This is a genomic window from Duganella sp. FT27W (assembly GCF_009295655.1).
In the GTDB taxonomy this organism is placed as follows: Bacteria; Pseudomonadota; Gammaproteobacteria; order Burkholderiales; family Burkholderiaceae_D; genus Rugamonas; species Rugamonas zoogloeoides.
The window spans coordinates 157,918-172,765 of record NZ_WHIV01000001.1 but is presented as its reverse complement, the minus strand read 5'-3'; the positions used below and the strand labels follow the sequence as shown (position 1 = coordinate 172,765).

Here is a 14,848-nt window from a genome sequence, read left to right as displayed (position 1 = left end):
CTTCTTAGGCAACTCGAAGCGACTCGGACGGCGCTCGTCGCTGGTGAAGTCAGTGGCGAACCTCAACCTTTAGACATTGTCGCTTTCAGGAAAAAGATGCTTTCCAGTCGGGATTCCGCTATGAGCCGAGATAAAAAGAAAGTTATCGAAGTGCAGAGTTTGGAGATCAGCGTGCTGTCTCACGACGACGTCGATTACATCTCCCTTACCGATATGCTTCATGCCAAGGATGGAGATTTCTTCATTGCTGACTGGCTGCGAAATCGGAACACTGTCGAGTTTTTAAGCATCTGGGAACGGCTCAATAATCCAGATTTTAATTATGGCGAATTCGCCATAATTAAAAGCCAGGTCGGCCTGAACAGCTACAAACTCAGTGTCAAGGATTGGGTGAAACAAACCAATGCCATCTGAATGCCGAATTCATACACATGGGTTTAACCCAAGGGTTGCGCTTGCAGAAGCTCAACGAGATCGCTATACGGCAGTTGCAGAGCCTGACAAGTCACGTCTCGTTGAAAGCGTTGAGCGGAGTGTGAGTTCCGGTCAATCAGCAACCTTTTACTTCAGCAGGCTGGCAGCAGTACTTGGCGGGCGCTAGAATCAACCCCTTATCGATCCGGAGACCATCTGCCATGCGCCGCCCGTTTCTTCCAGTATTTCTAACCGCTAGCGTGCTTGCCGGCGGCTGCGCCAGTCCCCAGCGCCAGGCGGATATAGCCCAGGCCAACCGCGAGGTAGTACTGAAGTTTTACGAAGCTGGCCTCAATCGCAAGGATGCCGACGCCGCCTTGCATTACGTGGGGCCGCGCTACGTCCAGCACAATCCGAACGCCGCCGACGGCCCCGAAGGCTTCCGCCAGTTCATCGCTTTCTTGCGCGATAAGTACCCGGGCTCGCACAGCACCATCGTCAAAAGTTTTGTCGATGGCGACTTCGTCATCCTGCACGTCCACGCCGTACGCGAACCGGGCACGCGTGGCAACGCCATCGTCGATATCTTCAAACTGGAAAACGGCAAAATCGTCGAACACTGGGATGTGACCCAGGCCGTGCCGGAGCGCACTGCCAGCGGCAACCCGATGTTCTAGTCAGCGAGGCGGGGATTTCTCCGCCAGTTTTTGCTCAAGCGCCGCGCGTGCGCGCTGAAGTGGGGTAATACGCCAAGCATTTATTAGGAGACCTTATACCGCGCCGCCATCGGTGGTAAAGTCTGATGCCATGGCACAAAACAATCTCAATGACATCCTCGCCTTCATCGCGGTCGCGCGCGAAGGCAGTTTTACCAAGGCGGCGGCCAGGCTCGGTGTGTCGCAATCGGCGCTGAGCCAGACCGTGCGGGCGCTGGAGCAGCGCCTTGCCCTGCCGCTGCTGGTGCGCACCACGCGCAGCGTCTCGCCCACCGAGGCCGGGCTGCAGATCATGGCCAACATCGCCCCGCATTTCGAGGAAATCGAGGCGCAACTGGCGTTGCTGGGCGAGCGCCGCCTGAAACCGGCCGGCACCATCCGTGTCAGTGCGGGCGAGCACTCGGCGCTGACCATTTTGCAGCCGGCACTGAACAAGCTGCTGCCCGACTACCCCGACATCCGCCTGGAAATCCACTCGGAAAACCGCCTGACCGACATCGTGGCCGAACGCTACGACGCCGGCGTGCGCATGGGCGACCAGGTGGACAAGGACATGATCGCCGTGCGCATCAGCGCCGACTTGCGCTGGGCCGTGGTGGGGGCGCCCGGCTATTTCGCGCGCCACCCGGCGCCGCAGGTGCCAGGCGACCTGACCGAGCACAACTGCATCAATATGCGCCTGCCCACCCACGGCGCGATCTATACCTGGGAGTTCGCCAAGGATGGCCGCGAGGTCAAGGTCAAGGTGGACGGGCAACTGGTGTTCAACAACCTGGCGCTGCGCATCCAGTCGGCGCTCGACGGCCTGGGTTTGGCTTACATCCCGGAAGACCAGGTGCAGCCGCACATCGACGCCGGCCGGCTGGTGCGGGTGCTGGATGACTGGTGCCCCGCCTGCCCCGGCTACCGCCTGTATTACCCGAGCCGGCGCCACCCGTCGGCCGCGTTTACCCTGTTCCTTGACGCGGTGCGCTACCAGCCCTAGCGGGACGCTCACGGCCGGTAAAGGCCAGCACCAGCAGCAAGGCCATTACCAGCAAGCCGGCGGAACAGGCCAGCTGGGCTAATGTGAAGCATCGGGGCGGGCGGCCTCATCGGCGCACCGCTTGATCAGCTCCTTGTAAAACTGCGGTTCGCTGGCTTCGAGCTGCTTGAGGGCATCGACCGCCGTGTGCAGCATGGTGGACGCGTGGATCTTCTTGATCTCGTCGATGTCCTCTACCGCTTTTTTCACCTTCTTGAGTACATCGACATCGACCGCCTGCTGTTCCGCCAGCTTGATGACCAGTTCGTTGAGCCAGCCTATCTGCTTGCCGTAACTGGCCACCTCCGACACCACTTGCTTCTCGATCCCGGCGTCGCCGGCGAAATTGAAGGTGGGAGAAAACCACGGCAAACTGATGCGCTGCATAACGTCGCCCGACAGCGGCAGCTTGAATAACCAGAATGGATCGAATTCGGTAGCCATGATTCCTCCACGTGAGTGTTGAAAAAAAATCCAAATGACTCTGCATTCTAGTTCAACGATCGACGCTCCCCCTGGCGCAGCCGATCATCAACTTGACCCATGCCAAAGCGCGTCGCGCGGTGTGCTTCCGCGCAAAAAATCGGCCACATTGTCGAGCGCTCGATGGCCCATTGCGGCGCGGGTTTCCACGGTGGCGGTGCCCATGTGCGGCGTGAGGAAGACGTTGGGCAGATCGCGCAGGCGCAAATCGTAGTCCGGCTCGGCGCGAAACACGTCCAGCCCGGCAGCCGCCAGGTCGATATGCTCGTGGCCCACGCTGCACGTGGCGATCAGCCTGACGTGCGGTGGCAGCATGGCGATGGCGTCGGCATCGAAGCGGATACGGCTGGACACCAGCACCGCGGCGATGGTCGGATGTGCCGCCAGCGCGACAAGGGTTTCCGCCGTGGTCAACTGCCGTTCCTGCATGGTGACGGCGTTGAACTCGGCCTGCGCGCGGTCGGCAATCGCCGGCAACAGCGGGGTGGCACATAGCAGATGTACGGTCATACGGGCTTTCGGTAGTGGTCTGGCGCAGGCTCCGACGTGGGCGATTCCTGCGCCGGTGGCGGCGCGGCAAACGCACGGCGCATCTTGTCCATGTCGAGCGCCCCTTCCCATTTGGCGACGGCGATGGTGGCGACGCCATTACCGATCAGGTTGGTGACGGCCCGCGCCTCGTTGAGGAAACGGTCGATCCCCACCAGCAGCACCAGTCCCGACAGTGGAATCTTGTTCATCGAGGCCAGCGTGGCCGCCAGCGCCACGAAGCCCGCCCCCGCCACCCCGGCCGAGCCCTTCGAAGTCAGCAGCATCACGCCCAGGATCACCAGTTGATCCCACAAGGTCATGTCCACGTTGGTGGCCTGGGCGATGAAAATGGCGGCCATGGTGAGGTAGATCGCCGTGCCGTCGGCATTGAAAGTGTAGCCGGTAGGCAGCACCAGTCCCACCACTTTTTTCTCGCAGCCCATCGCTTCCATCTTCATCAGCATTTGCGGCAGCACGGCCTCGGTCGAGGCGGTGCCGAGCACGATCAGAATTTCATCTTTGATGTACTTGAGAAAGCCCCACAGCGGCACGCCGCAATAGCGCATCACCGCGCCGAGCACCAGCACCACGAACAGGAAGCACGTCACGTACACCGCCAGCATCAGCTCCGCAAACGAGTTGAGCGTGCCGATGCCATACTTGGCAATCGTGAACGCGATCCCGCCGAACGCACCGATCGGCGCCAGGTGCATGACGATGCGCACCACGCCGAACATGCCCTGCAAGAACATGTCGAGGCCGTCCACCAGCGGCGTGACCTTGGGACCGAGGCGACTGAGCGCGAACGAGAACAGCAGCGAGAACAGGATGATCTGCAGCATATTGCCCTGCGCAAAAGCGCCGACCACGCTGGCCGGCACGATATTCATCAGGAAGTCCAGCGTGGTGTGATGCTCGGCCGCCGCCGTATAGCTCTTGATGGACGCGGTGTCGATGTGGGCGGGATCGATATTCATCCCCACGCCCGGCTGCACCAGGTTGACCACCACCAGCCCGAACACCAGTGCGACCGTCGAGCAGATCTCGAAGTAGATCATGGCCTTGGCGCCCACCCGTCCGGTTTCCTTCACGGTTCCCATGCGGGCAATGCCGACCACCACCGACGCGAAGATGATCGGCGCGAGCAGCATCTTGATCAGCTTGATAAACAGGTCGCCGAGCGGCTTGAGCTCGACGCCGATATTCGGATAGAAATGCCCGAGCAAAATGCCCGCAGCCAGGCCGATGATGACTTGTATGTACAGCGTGGACGCCAGTTTTCTGATGCGTTGCGCAAGCATGGTGGTCTCCTCCATCAAACTTTGGGCGAGCACGGGCCGGGGCCCGCAAGCCGTACTGCCCGCGCCCGACGCATGCTCTATGTGGAATGCAACACACCCGGCGCAAGCTCTCTGGCCCGCTGCACGGGTGGCACTAAAAGTATCAGGCGGCCAGCTTGACCATTTCGCGATACAGGTCGGCCTTGCCCTCGAAACCGATGCCGGGCAATTCCGGCAGCAGGATGTGGCCGTTATCGACGGTCACGCCATCCGGGAAGCCGCCGTAGGGCTGGAACAGGTCGGGATACGACTCGTTGCCGCCCAGCCCCAGGCCGGCCGCGATGTTGAGCGACATCTGGTGGCCGCCGTGCGGGATGCAGCGCTTGGGCGACCAGCCGTGTTCGCGCAGCATGTCGAGCGTGCGCAGGTATTCGACCAGGCCGTAGCTGAGCGCGCAGTCGAATTGCAGCCAGTCGCGGTCGGCGCGCATGCCGCCGTAGCGGATCAGGTTGCGTGCGTCCTGCATCGAGAACAGGTCTTCGCCGGTGGCCATCGGGTTTTTATAGTAATTGCGCAGCGTGGCTTGCAGTTCGAAGTCGAGCGGGTCGCCCGGCTCTTCGTACCAGAACAGGTCGTACTGCGACAGCGCCTTGGCGTACTTCACCGCCGTGTCGAGGTCGAAGCGGCCGTTGGCGTCCACCGCCAGTTTCTGGCCGTCCTGCAGCACGCTCAGCACCGAGTCGATGCGGCGCAGGTCTTCGTCGAGATCGGCGCCGCCGATTTTCTTTTTCACCACCGTGTAGCCGCGGTCGATGTAGCTGCGCATCTCGTCCTTGAGCTTGCCGTGATCCTGGCCCGGGTAGTAATAGCCGCCGGCCGCATACACGAAAATCTTGCGGTCGGCCTGGCCGTTGCCGTAGCGGTCGGCCAGCAGCTGGAACAGCGGCTTGCCTTCGATCTTGGCCACCGCATCCCACACCGCCATGTCGATGGTGCCGATCGCCACCGAGCGTTCGCCGTGGCCGCCCGGCTTTTCGTTGGTGAACATGCAGTTCCAGATTTTATGCGGATCGAGATTGGTGCCGGCATCGTCCACCAGGCTGGCCGGGTCGGCTTCCAGGATGCGCGGGATGAAGCGCTCGCGCATCAGGGTGCCCTGGCCGTAACGGCCGTTGGAATTGAAACCGTAGCCGATCACCGGCTTGCCGTCGCGGATAACGTCGGTGACCACGGCCACCAGGCTCAGGGTCATCTTGCTGAAGTCGATGTAGGCGTTGCGGATCGGGGAGCTGATCGGAACGGTTTTTTCGCGGATTTCTACGATTTTCATGCGGTTCTCCTGTCAAAGTGAAACCAGTCTACTCTTGAATTACACTGTTAAAATTCACCTGAATTGAAACCTTTATTCACTTAAAATGAAAACCGACACCGCGCCCGACCTGACCTTTTTCGTGCTGCTAGCCAAGCTGGGCAGCATGAGCGCCACCGCCCGGGAGCTGGGTGTCACTCCGCCCGCCGTCACCAAGCGTTTGAGCCTGATGGAGCAGCGCCTTGGCGTGCGCCTGGTCAACCGCACCACGCGCCGCATCAGCCTGACCAACGAGGGCGAATCGTACCTGGCGCAAGCCTCGCACATCCTGCACCAGATCCGCGAGATGGAGGAGTCGGTCGCCAGCGGGCGCGCCGCGCCCAAGGGCCTGCTGCGGGTAAACGCGACGCCGGGTTTCGGCCGCACGCGCATCGCGCCCATCGTCTCGCGCTTTGCCCATGCCTACCCGGAAGTGGAAGTGGAACTGCACCTGACCGACCGCCCCATCAGCCTGGTGGAAGAAGCGTACGACCTGGCGATCCGCTTCGGCGAGCTGCCCGACACGCGCCTCACCGCCCGCAAGCTGATGGCCAACCGGCGCTTTTTATGCGCGTCGCCCGGCTACATCAAAAAGGCGGGCGAGCCGCACACGCCGGCCGAACTGCATCGCCACCGCTGCATCCTGCATCGCCAGAACGACGACGTGTACGGCACCTGGCGCCTGCAGAAGGGCAAAGTGGAAGAACTGGTGAAGGTGCGCGGGGCCGTGTCCAGCAACGACGGCGACATCGTCATGCTGTGGGCACTGGCCGGCCACGGCATCGTCCAGCGCTCCGAGTGGGATGCCGCCAAGTACCTGGCCAGCGGGCGCCTGCGGCAGGTGATGCGCGACTACACCCTGCCCGACGCCGACCTCTATCTGTATTACCTCAGCCGCCAGAACCAGCCGGCCAAGGTGCGCGCGTTTATCGACTTCATCGCCGGCGAATTCGAGCAGGCATCAAGCCTCGCCTGATGCTTCGAGCTGCGCAACGTGCGCCAGCCAGCGGGCCACGGTGTCCAGTTCGGCCGCGGAGAAGCCGTCCGCCAGCCGCACATTGAGCTCCTTGAGCACGGCGCCGGCCTGCACGCTGGCTTGCGCGCCGGCGGCAGTCAGTTGCAGGCGCGTGAGCCGGCCATCGTGCGCATCGTTCACGCGCTCCACCAGCAAAGCCGCCTCCATGCGCTTGGAAAGGTTGGTGACCGCCGCCGGCGCCACTGCCAGCGCGGTCGCGATCTCGCCCACCGTGGCCTGGTTGCGCGAGGCCAGGAAGAACAGCAAGCCCGCCTGCGCCGAACTGGCGCCGTCCCACGCCTGCGGCCGGGTCTCGACCCAGCGCTGCAAGGCGCGCTGGGCGCGGTTGAGCAGGAACACCAGGCGCGGCCTGGCGCGCTGCGCGCTCATGGCGCTTCCTTCGGCGCGGTTGCCTTCTCGCGCAGCCAGTCCACCACCTGTGGCCACAGCGACACGCCGGCGCGCTGGCGGAAAAACCCCATGTGACCGATGGCGGCCAGGCCGGCATCGCGCGGAGCGACCTGGCGCCGCTCCACCGTGGTATTGATCAAAGGTGCTGTCAGCATGCCGATAGCTTCTGGATTGGCCCACGGATCGTCCGCAAAACCGAGCACCAGCAGCGGCACCCGTACCCGGGCCATGCGCGCCTGCGCATCCATGGCGGGATCGTCGAAAAAATACCGGGGCAGCGCCGTCCAGCGGCTCCACTGGCGCATCACGCCGGCCGGCAGATCCTCCCCCAGGCCCAGTTTGCGCGCGGGCATATAACCGCAAATGGTGGTGAGCAGCGGCGTAAGCACCCGCATCACGAACCGGATACGCAACCGCTCGGCCAGCCCGGTCACGGTGGCCGTCACACCCGCGTGGGAGGCCACCAGCACCGCGCCGTGCAGCAGGTTTGTTGTGCTGTTCAGGGCCAGCGCGTGGCCGCCCAGGCTGTGGCCCACAGCCAGCAGCGGCAGTTCAGCAAACCGCGCGGCGGCCCAGCGCGTGACGGCGCCCACGTCATCCTCGAGCCAGTCGGCCATGGTGACGTCCATGCCGCGCAGGCTGGCCGGGCGCGAACGGCCGATGCCGCGATAGTCATAGGTCACCACATGAAAACCGGCTGCGGCCAGGTGGCGGGCGAACGGCTCGTAATAGCGCTGGGCGATGCCGGTGCCGGGGTGAACCAGCACCACGGCGAGAGGCGCAGTGCTGATCCACACGCTGGCGGCGATGGTTTGCCGGTTGGGCAGGACGATGCTGACGGATTCCATGAATTTCCCATTTTCGTTAACGTGTTAACGACTTTATAGCATGGTTTGACCGACTTGGTGAAATTGCCACAATCGCCGGCACCCGGTATCATGGCGCAGTTTTGGTGCTCGCTGCTACCGGCCGCAGTTAAACGGTAAACACGCGTCGGGAGGCCGGCGGTAAACGTGTGCTGTCCCCGCAACGGTAAAACAGGCGCTGGCGCGTTGTCACGATGCGCCGGCAAGTAAGCTCAATAGTCCACTGTGCAGCGAGGTTACCCTCGGCATGGCTGCTGCCTGCTCTGCTGCTGGCCGCCCTGCCCGCGCTTGCCCACGCCGCCGCCGACGACAACCAGCCGCTCCAGCAAGTCAAAGTTTCCGCCAGCCTGATCCCCCTCGGCGTGGCCGATTCCGCCAACCAGGGCATGGTCACCGCCAAGCAGCTGGAAAACCGCCCGCTGCTATGCACCGGCCGCGCCTGGACCTGTACTGCAATTTTACGTATGTGCTGGACGACCCCGAACACGGCGACCAGTTTCACCAGGCCGAGAGCCGGCAAATCCTGGGGTTGAACGCCGAGCGCACCTGGCAGCACAAGCTGGGCTCCTTCGCGTCGGAGATCGCCATCGGCGTGCAACTGCCCCAGGATCGCCTCTCTCCGGTCGGCCTGTATCTGAGCGAGGAGCGGCGCCGCCTGTCCACCGTGCGCGAGGATGAAGTGAAGGAGCGCAGCAGCGCGCTGTACTTCTCCAACAGCACCACCTGGACGCCGTGGCTGCGCACCGCCGCCTGGCAGCTCGACCTCGAGTCGGAATTGATCTTCATCGGCGACGCCGGCACCACCGAAGCGGGCCGCCCCAGCCGCCGCCACGGCGTGGAGCTGACCAATTTCTACTCGCCCGCCAAGGACTGGATCATCGACGCCAACCTGGCCTGGTCGCACGCGCGTTTCCGCGATAGCGACCCGGCCGGCGACTTCATCCCCGGCTCGATCAGCCGCACCGCATCGGTTGGCGTATCGGGGGAAGCCGGACCGTGGTCGGGCGGCATGCGGTTGCGCTATTTCGGCCCGCGCGCGCTGGTGGAAGACGACTCGGTGCGTTCGCCATCATCCACGCTGGTCAACATGAAGCTCGGCTACAAGCTGGCAGCCAATCTCAAGCTGACGGTAGAGGTGCTCAACCTGCTCAACCGCCGCGTGAGCGACATCGATTACTACTACGAGTCGCAACTGCCGGGCGAGGCGGCGCCGGTGGCGGATATTCATACCCATCCGGGGGAGATGCGCACGCTGCGGGCGGGATTGGCCTGGAGGTTTTAGCGGCGGTCGCGCATAATCAGGCATCCTCCAGCACAAGACATCCACCATGCGCTATCCAACCACGCCCCATCCGGTTGCGGCAAGTTATGCCGCCGCCTTTATTGTGTTATTACCCATCCTGGCAATGGCTGCTTCTGAACTCTATGCAGAGCCAACGGGCAGCCTCGATGCCGAACACGTCGATGATTCAGGAATGCGTGCCGTAGGGCTGGTCTTTATAGCCGCACCGTTCATGTACCTGCTTGCCGTGCCGGTTAGTTACGCGGCCGGGTTGCTGCTGATGAAGCTGGGGTTGCGTCGCCTGCGCCGGTTCCTGGCCGGTGCGGCTGCCATCGCCTTACTGACCGCGCTCGTGCTGGGCCTGGGCTGTGCTGCCCTGGCAGGCTCCGGATCGAGCCAGACGCTGCAGGTCATCGGCATCGGCGCCGTGTTTTTGGTTGCCAGCACCCTGCCAGCTGCGCTCTGCTGGTGGTACCTGGCGGTGTCGCCGCTGCGCGAATAAAAAAACCCCGGCCAGCCACGCGGGCTGGTCGGGGTTTTTTCGATCACGCAATCGTTACACGTTCACGGTATCGGCCACCGAGCTGAATTCCTCGATCTTGTCGAAGTTCATATAGCGGTAGATGTCGGCCGAATTCGCATCGAGCACGCCGGTGTGCTGCATGTACTCTTCGCGGGTCGGGATGCGGCCCAGCAGCGAGCAGACCGACGCCAGTTCGGCCGACCCCAGGTACACATTGGTTTCGATACCGAGGCGGTTCGGGAAGTTACGGGTGGACGTGGACATTACGGTCGCGCCCTTGCGGATCTGCGCCTGGTTACCCATGCACAGCGAGCAGCCCGGCATTTCCATGCGCGCGCCGGTGCGGCCCAGGGTGCCGTAGTGGCCTTCGGTGGTCAGCACCTGCTGGTCCATCTTGGTCGGCGGCGCGATCCACAGGCGTACCGGGATGTCCGATTTGCCTTCCAGGACCTTCGAGGCGGCGCGGAAGTGGCCGATGTTGGTCATGCACGAACCGACGAATACGTCGTCGATCTTGGCGCCGGCCACGTCGGCCAGGGTCTTCACGTCGTCAGGGTCGTTCGGGCAGGCGACGATCGGCTCGTGGATGTCGGCCAGGTCGATTTCGATGACGGCGGCGTATTCGGCGTCGGCGTCCGGCGCCAGCAGTTCCGGCTTGTCCAGCCAGGCCTGCATGGCCTTGATGCGGCGCTCCAGCGTGCGCTGGTCGAGGTAGCCGTTGGCGATCATCCACTTCATCAGCGTGATGTTCGAGGTCATGTACTCGATGATCGGCTCTTTATCGAGGTGCACCGTGCAACCGGCAGCGGAGCGCTCGGCCGACGCGTCGGACAGTTCGAACGCCTGTTCCACTTTCAGCTGCGGCAGTCCTTCGATTTCCAGGATGCGGCCGGAGAAGATGTTCTTCTTGCCCTTTTTGTCCACCGTCAGCATGCCCTGGCGAATCGCGTACAGCGGAATGGCGTTGACCAGGTCGCGCAGGGTGACGCCAGGTTGCATGGTGCCCTTGAAGCGCACCAGTACCGATTCCGGCATATCGAGCGGCATCACGCCGGTCGCTGCGGCAAACGCCACCAGGCCCGAGCCGGCCGGGAACGAGATACCGATCGGGAAACGGGTGTGCGAGTCGCCACCGGTGCCGACGGTGTCGGGCATCAAGAGGCGGTTGAGCCACGAGTGGATCACGCCGTCGCCCGGACGCAGTGCCACGCCGCCACGGTTTTCGATAAAGGTTGGCAGTTCGCGGTGCATTTTGACGTCCACCACTTTCGGGTAGGCGGCGGTGTGGCAGAACGACTGCATCACCAGGTCGGCCGAGAAGCCCAGGCATGCCAGGTCTTTCAGCTCGTCGCGGGTCATCGGACCGGTGGTGTCTTGCGAGCCCACGGTGGTCATCTTCGGTTCGCAGTAGGTGCCAGGACGAATGCCCTCGCCTTCCGGCAGACCGCATGCACGGCCGACCATTTTTTGCGCCAGCGAGAAGCCACGGCCGCTATCGACCGGGTTTTGCGGCAGGCGGAACAAGGTCGAGGCCGGCAGACCCAGCGCTTCACGCGCCTTGGTGGTCAGGCCACGGCCGATGATCAGCGGAATACGGCCACCGGCGCGCACTTCGTCGAACAGCACGGGCGACTTGACGGTGAATTCGGAGATCACCACGCCATCCTTGAGTGCCTTGCCGTCGTATGGACGCAGTTCGACCACGTCGCCCATTTCCATTTGCGTGACATCGAGTTCGATCGGCAGCGCGCCGGCGTCTTCCATGGTGTTGTAGAAGATCGGAGCGATCTTGGTGCCCAGGCACACGCCGCCAAAACGCTTGTTCGGGATGAACGGAATGTCTTCGCCGGTAAACCACAGCACCGAGTTGGTAGCCGACTTGCGCGACGAACCGGTACCGACCACGTCACCGACGTAGGCGACCAGGTGGCCCTTGGCCTTCAGCGCTTCGAGCTGTTTCAACGGGCCGATCTTGCCCGGTTCTTCCGGGTTGATGCCGGGACGCGGGTTCTTCAGCATCGCCAGCGCGTGCAGCGGAATGTCGGGACGGGTGGTGGCGTCCGGTGCCGGCGACAGGTCGTCGGTATTGGTTTCGCCGGTGACCTTGAACACGGTGATGGTCAGGCTTTGCGGTACTTCCGGACGCGAGGTAAACCACTCGGCGTCGGCCCACGATTGCAGTACTTCCTGAGCGCGTGCGCTGCCCTGGTCGGCCAGCTCTTTGACGTCGTGGAAGTAATCGAACATCAGCAAGGTCTTTTTCAGGCCTTCGGCAGCGATGGCGCCGACGACCGGATCGTCGAGCAGGTCGATCATCGGCTTGATGTTGAAGCCGCCCAGCATGGTGCCCAGCAGGCGGGTCGCCAGCTCGCGCGAGACCAGCGGCGAGGTTTCCGCACCCTTGGCCACGCTGGCCAGGAACGCGCACTTGACCTTGGCGGCATCATCGACGCCGGCCGGTACGCGGTTGGTGATCAGATCGACCAGGAATTCTTCTTCGCCGGCTGGCGGATGCTTCAGGAGTTCGACCAGGTCCGACGTTTGAGCGGCGGACAAAGGCAACGCAGGGATCCCGAGGGATGCACGTTCAGCGACGTGCTGGCGGTAGGCAGCTAGCATGAAAAACTCTCATTCAGGGTGGATAGCGGAAGGAAGCAGGCCAATTTCACCTGTTCCGGCCACTATTGTACCTCAACGAGTCTTATATAAGACATATAATAGGAGACGTCGCGGCGTTTGCATCTCCATAGCAACAAATCAAATGCCATCGCGCCTCAAACCGTTATCATTTCCACCACCACCCGCGTTCCCCGCCCCTGCGCCCCCGCCTCGATCCGCAGTTTTGCCCCATGCCGGGCGGCGATTTCGCGGGCGATCGGCAGGCCGAGGCCGCAGCCGCCGGCCACGTCACTGTTGCTGCCACGGTAAAAGCGTTCAAGCACCAGCGCCCGTTCGTGTGCGGGGATGCCGGGGCCGTCGTCTTCCACCGTCAACCGCAACGGGTGTTCGGCGAGCGCTAACGTCACGGTGCCGCCGACCGGCGTATAGCGGATGGCGTTGTCGATCAGGTTGCCCAGCAGTTCGCCCAGCAGGTGCGGTTCTCCCGCCAGCATCACGCCCTGGTCCGGCCCCTCGTAACCGAGGTCGATATTTTTGGCCAGCGCGCTGTCGGCCCAGCGCTCCACTGCGTGGCGCGCCAGCGCGGCCAGGTCCACCGGCACGTGGCGCAGGTGCTTTTCCCCTTCACGCTCGGAGCGCATCAATGTCAGCAGTTGCTGCGTGACGTGGTGCAGCCGGCCTACCGCGCGATCGACATCGCCCAGCGCGTCGTTGTGTTTGACGGGGTCGTGCTCGCGCAGCACGCGCTGGGTTTGCACTTGCAGCGTCGCCAGCGGTGTGCGCAACTGGTGGGCGGCGTTCGAGATGAAACGCTTTTGCAGCGCCTGTTCTTCGCTCAGCTTGAGGATCAGGCGGTTGATGGCAGTGGTCAGCGGTTCGATTTCGACCGGCATGCGGTCAGTGTCGGCGATCGGCACCAGGCTGTCGGCGTCGTACGTGCCCAGGCTGGCGGCAATGCTGTCCACCTTGCGCAGGTTGCGGGTGACCGCCAGCCAGATGAAGGCGCCGGCCAGCAGCAGCACCGCGATTTGCAGCGGCGCCCATTGCGCCAGTAGCTTGCCGGCCATGTGTTCGCGTTTTTGCATGGTCTCGGCCACCAGGATGCGCACGGTGTCGTCAACGCCGCCGGGCGCGGCCTGCTCCAGCGCCACCACGCGCACGCTGGTGCCATTCACGGTCGCGTCGTAGTAGCGCGGCTGGTTCAGAGCCGGTGCTCGCGGCGGCGCCGGCAATGCGGCATTGCGCAGCAAGGTCCCCTGCCGCGTGGACGATGCCTGCCAGTAGATGCGGTCCACCCGGTCCCACTCCAGCACTTCGATGGCCGCCGGCGGCAGCGCCAGTGCGACATGGCCGTCTTGCGCCTTCACTTGCGCGGCCAGCGTCATGGCCGAATCGAGCAGCCAGCGGTCGTGCACCACATTGCCCACGTGGCGCGCAATGGCCATGCCGCCGACGGCGCCCAGCGCCAGCACCAGCAGCAAAGGAACCGACAGGTGCAGCAGCAGGCGGCGCCGCAAACTCGGGCGCGCCAGATTAACCATGGGCGCCAGCCTCGATGCGGTAGCCCAGGCCACGCAAGGCGCGGATCATCGCGTCGGACTGCGCGTCGGCCAGCTTGCGCCGCAGGCGGCTGATGAACACTTCGATCATGGCGGGATTCTTCTCGTCGGCATGGTCGTAGAGTTCATCGACGAACTGCGATTTGCTCACCACCCGGCCCGGGCGGCGCAGCAGCATTCCCAGCACCGTGGCTTCGGCAGCGGTCAGCCCCAGCTCGCGACCATGCACGCTCGCCTGCCGCGTGGCCGGTTCGAAATCGATATCGCCAAAACTTACACGCGACACCTGCGGCAGGCCGCGCCGCAGCAGCGCGCGCAGCCGCGCTTCCAGTTCGGGCAGCTCGAACGGTTTGGCCAGGTAGTCGTCGCCGCCGGCATCAAGCCCCGACACGCGGTCGTCGAGATCGAAGCGCGCAGTTAGGATCAGCACCGGCGCGGCCAGGCCGCCCGCGCGCAGGCGGCGCAGCACTTCCAGGCCGTCCATGTCGGGCAGACCCAGGTCGAGGATCACCAGGTCGTAGGTGTTGGCAGCGCAGGCGGCCATCGCCGCGCGGCCGTCTGCGGCAACATCGGCGGCGTAGCCCGACTGGGCCAGTGAGCTGCACAGGCCATGCGCGAGTTCGCGGTCGTCTTCAACAATCAGGAGCGGCATCGGCAATCTATGAGGGCAAGGTTCAGGCAAGGTAGCGCCAGTAACATGCGGCGCAACGCTGGCACTACGCCGCGCATTGTAACCGAGGCCGCCCTGTTTGACGGGACGGGCCGGAACCAACGGAA

15 protein-coding genes are annotated in these 14,848 nt (G+C 63.6%); 6 read left to right on the top strand and 9 right to left on the bottom strand.

Features of this window, described 5'->3' with window-relative positions; genetic code table 11:
• Nucleotides 1-120 precede the first annotated feature (120 nt).
• The 3 genes from F8197_RS00780 (at nt 121) to F8197_RS00770 (ending at nt 2,115) form a co-directional block, all read left to right on the top strand.
• Nucleotides 121-414 carry a KilA-N domain-containing protein gene (locus F8197_RS00780; protein ID WP_227012002.1) on the top strand — a complete coding sequence of 98 codons (294 nt, stop codon included), beginning with the start codon at nt 121-123 and terminating at the stop codon, nt 412-414.
• 221 nt (nt 415-635) lie between these two features.
• The gene (locus tag F8197_RS00775; RefSeq protein WP_152879193.1) at nt 636-1,091 is read left to right on the top strand and encodes a nuclear transport factor 2 family protein; all 456 of its coding nucleotides are present in this window, start codon (nt 636-638) and stop codon (nt 1,089-1,091) included.
• 130 nt (nt 1,092-1,221) lie between these two features.
• Complete coding sequence (locus F8197_RS00770) at nt 1,222-2,115, top strand: LysR family transcriptional regulator (RefSeq protein ID WP_152879191.1); 894 nt, start codon at nt 1,222-1,224, stop codon at nt 2,113-2,115.
• Nucleotides 2,116-2,193: 78 nt separating this feature from the next.
• Here F8197_RS00770 and F8197_RS00765 read toward each other — a convergent pair whose 3' ends face one another.
• The 4 genes from F8197_RS00765 to F8197_RS00750 all read right to left on the bottom strand — a co-directional run bounded on the left by F8197_RS00765 (nt 2,194) and on the right by F8197_RS00750 (nt 5,778).
• The gene (locus tag F8197_RS00765; protein ID WP_152879189.1) at nt 2,194-2,598 is read right to left on the bottom strand and encodes a hypothetical protein; all 405 of its coding nucleotides are present in this window, start codon (nt 2,596-2,598) and stop codon (nt 2,194-2,196) included.
• 87 nt (nt 2,599-2,685) lie between these two features.
• Entirely contained in the window at nt 2,686-3,147 is a 462-nt protein-coding gene (locus F8197_RS00760) for an NAD(P)-dependent oxidoreductase (RefSeq protein WP_152879187.1), read from the bottom strand.
• The gene (locus tag F8197_RS00755; RefSeq protein ID WP_152879185.1) at nt 3,144-4,469 is read right to left on the bottom strand and encodes a dicarboxylate/amino acid:cation symporter; all 1,326 of its coding nucleotides are present in this window, start codon (nt 4,467-4,469) and stop codon (nt 3,144-3,146) included. The genes F8197_RS00760 and F8197_RS00755 overlap by 4 nt, the downstream gene beginning before the upstream one ends.
• Nucleotides 4,470-4,611: 142 nt before the next feature.
• A complete protein-coding gene (locus F8197_RS00750; RefSeq protein ID WP_152879182.1) occupies nt 4,612-5,778 on the bottom strand; it encodes a mandelate racemase/muconate lactonizing enzyme family protein in 1,167 nt (388 codons plus the stop codon).
• Between the two features lie 85 nt (nt 5,779-5,863).
• Here F8197_RS00750 and F8197_RS00745 point away from each other — a divergent pair, with 85 nt between their 5' ends.
• On the top strand, nt 5,864-6,772 hold the full coding sequence (locus F8197_RS00745) for a LysR family transcriptional regulator (protein ID WP_152879180.1): 909 nt from the start codon (nt 5,864-5,866) through the stop codon (nt 6,770-6,772).
• Here the strand turns inward: F8197_RS00745 and F8197_RS00740 are convergent.
• Nucleotides 6,758-7,201, bottom strand: coding sequence for a MarR family winged helix-turn-helix transcriptional regulator (locus tag F8197_RS00740; RefSeq protein WP_152879178.1), 444 nt, complete (start codon nt 7,199-7,201; stop codon nt 6,758-6,760). The genes F8197_RS00745 and F8197_RS00740 overlap by 15 nt on opposite strands.
• Entirely contained in the window at nt 7,198-8,070 is an 873-nt protein-coding gene (locus F8197_RS00735) for an alpha/beta fold hydrolase (protein ID WP_152879176.1), read from the bottom strand. Before F8197_RS00735 ends, F8197_RS00740 begins: the two co-directional genes overlap by 4 nt.
• A gap of 442 nt (nt 8,071-8,512) precedes the next feature.
• Here F8197_RS00735 and F8197_RS00730 point away from each other — a divergent pair, with 442 nt between their 5' ends.
• Together F8197_RS00730 and F8197_RS00725 are read left to right on the top strand one after the other, a co-directional pair.
• Complete coding sequence (locus F8197_RS00730; protein ID WP_193333295.1) at nt 8,513-9,370, top strand: TonB-dependent receptor domain-containing protein; 858 nt, start codon at nt 8,513-8,515, stop codon at nt 9,368-9,370.
• Between the two features lie 46 nt (nt 9,371-9,416).
• Entirely contained in the window at nt 9,417-9,872 is a 456-nt protein-coding gene (locus F8197_RS00725; RefSeq protein ID WP_152879172.1) for a hypothetical protein, read from the top strand.
• A gap of 54 nt (nt 9,873-9,926) precedes the next feature.
• Here the strand turns inward: F8197_RS00725 and F8197_RS00720 are convergent, their stop codons facing one another.
• From F8197_RS00720 to F8197_RS00710, 3 genes are all read right to left on the bottom strand, one after another.
• A complete protein-coding gene (locus tag F8197_RS00720) occupies nt 9,927-12,512 on the bottom strand; it encodes a bifunctional aconitate hydratase 2/2-methylisocitrate dehydratase (protein WP_152879170.1) in 2,586 nt (861 codons plus the stop codon).
• 155 nt (nt 12,513-12,667) lie between these two features.
• A complete protein-coding gene (locus tag F8197_RS00715) occupies nt 12,668-14,053 on the bottom strand; it encodes a sensor histidine kinase (RefSeq protein WP_227012001.1) in 1,386 nt (461 codons plus the stop codon).
• Complete coding sequence (locus tag F8197_RS00710) at nt 14,046-14,723, bottom strand: response regulator transcription factor (protein ID WP_152879168.1); 678 nt, start codon at nt 14,721-14,723, stop codon at nt 14,046-14,048. Before F8197_RS00710 ends, F8197_RS00715 begins: the two co-directional genes overlap by 8 nt.
• Nucleotides 14,724-14,848: the final 125 nt, after the last annotated feature.

Bases quoted from the DNA above. Each gene is read 5' to 3' on its own strand.
- F8197_RS00780 (WP_227012002.1), top strand. From the start codon at position 121: ATGAGCCGAGATAAAAAGAAAGTTATCGAAGTGCAGAGTTTGGAGATC.
- F8197_RS00775 (WP_152879193.1), top strand. From the start codon at position 636: ATGCGCCGCCCGTTTCTTCCAGTATTTCTAACCGCTAGCGTGCTTGCC.
- F8197_RS00770 (WP_152879191.1), top strand. From the start codon at position 1,222: ATGGCACAAAACAATCTCAATGACATCCTCGCCTTCATCGCGGTCGCG.
- F8197_RS00765 (WP_152879189.1), bottom strand. From the start codon at position 2,598: ATGGCTACCGAATTCGATCCATTCTGGTTATTCAAGCTGCCGCTGTCG.
- F8197_RS00760 (WP_152879187.1), bottom strand. From the start codon at position 3,147: ATGACCGTACATCTGCTATGTGCCACCCCGCTGTTGCCGGCGATTGCC.
- F8197_RS00755 (WP_152879185.1), bottom strand. From the start codon at position 4,469: ATGCTTGCGCAACGCATCAGAAAACTGGCGTCCACGCTGTACATACAA.
- F8197_RS00750 (WP_152879182.1), bottom strand. From the start codon at position 5,778: ATGAAAATCGTAGAAATCCGCGAAAAAACCGTTCCGATCAGCTCCCCG.
- F8197_RS00745 (WP_152879180.1), top strand. From the start codon at position 5,864: ATGAAAACCGACACCGCGCCCGACCTGACCTTTTTCGTGCTGCTAGCC.
- F8197_RS00740 (WP_152879178.1), bottom strand. From the start codon at position 7,201: ATGAGCGCGCAGCGCGCCAGGCCGCGCCTGGTGTTCCTGCTCAACCGC.
- F8197_RS00735 (WP_152879176.1), bottom strand. From the start codon at position 8,070: ATGGAATCCGTCAGCATCGTCCTGCCCAACCGGCAAACCATCGCCGCC.
- F8197_RS00730 (WP_193333295.1), top strand. From the start codon at position 8,513: ATGCACCGGCCGCGCCTGGACCTGTACTGCAATTTTACGTATGTGCTG.
- F8197_RS00725 (WP_152879172.1), top strand. From the start codon at position 9,417: ATGCGCTATCCAACCACGCCCCATCCGGTTGCGGCAAGTTATGCCGCC.
- F8197_RS00720 (WP_152879170.1), bottom strand. From the start codon at position 12,512: ATGCTAGCTGCCTACCGCCAGCACGTCGCTGAACGTGCATCCCTCGGG.
- F8197_RS00715 (WP_227012001.1), bottom strand. From the start codon at position 14,053: ATGGTTAATCTGGCGCGCCCGAGTTTGCGGCGCCGCCTGCTGCTGCAC.
- F8197_RS00710 (WP_152879168.1), bottom strand. From the start codon at position 14,723: ATGCCGCTCCTGATTGTTGAAGACGACCGCGAACTCGCGCATGGCCTG.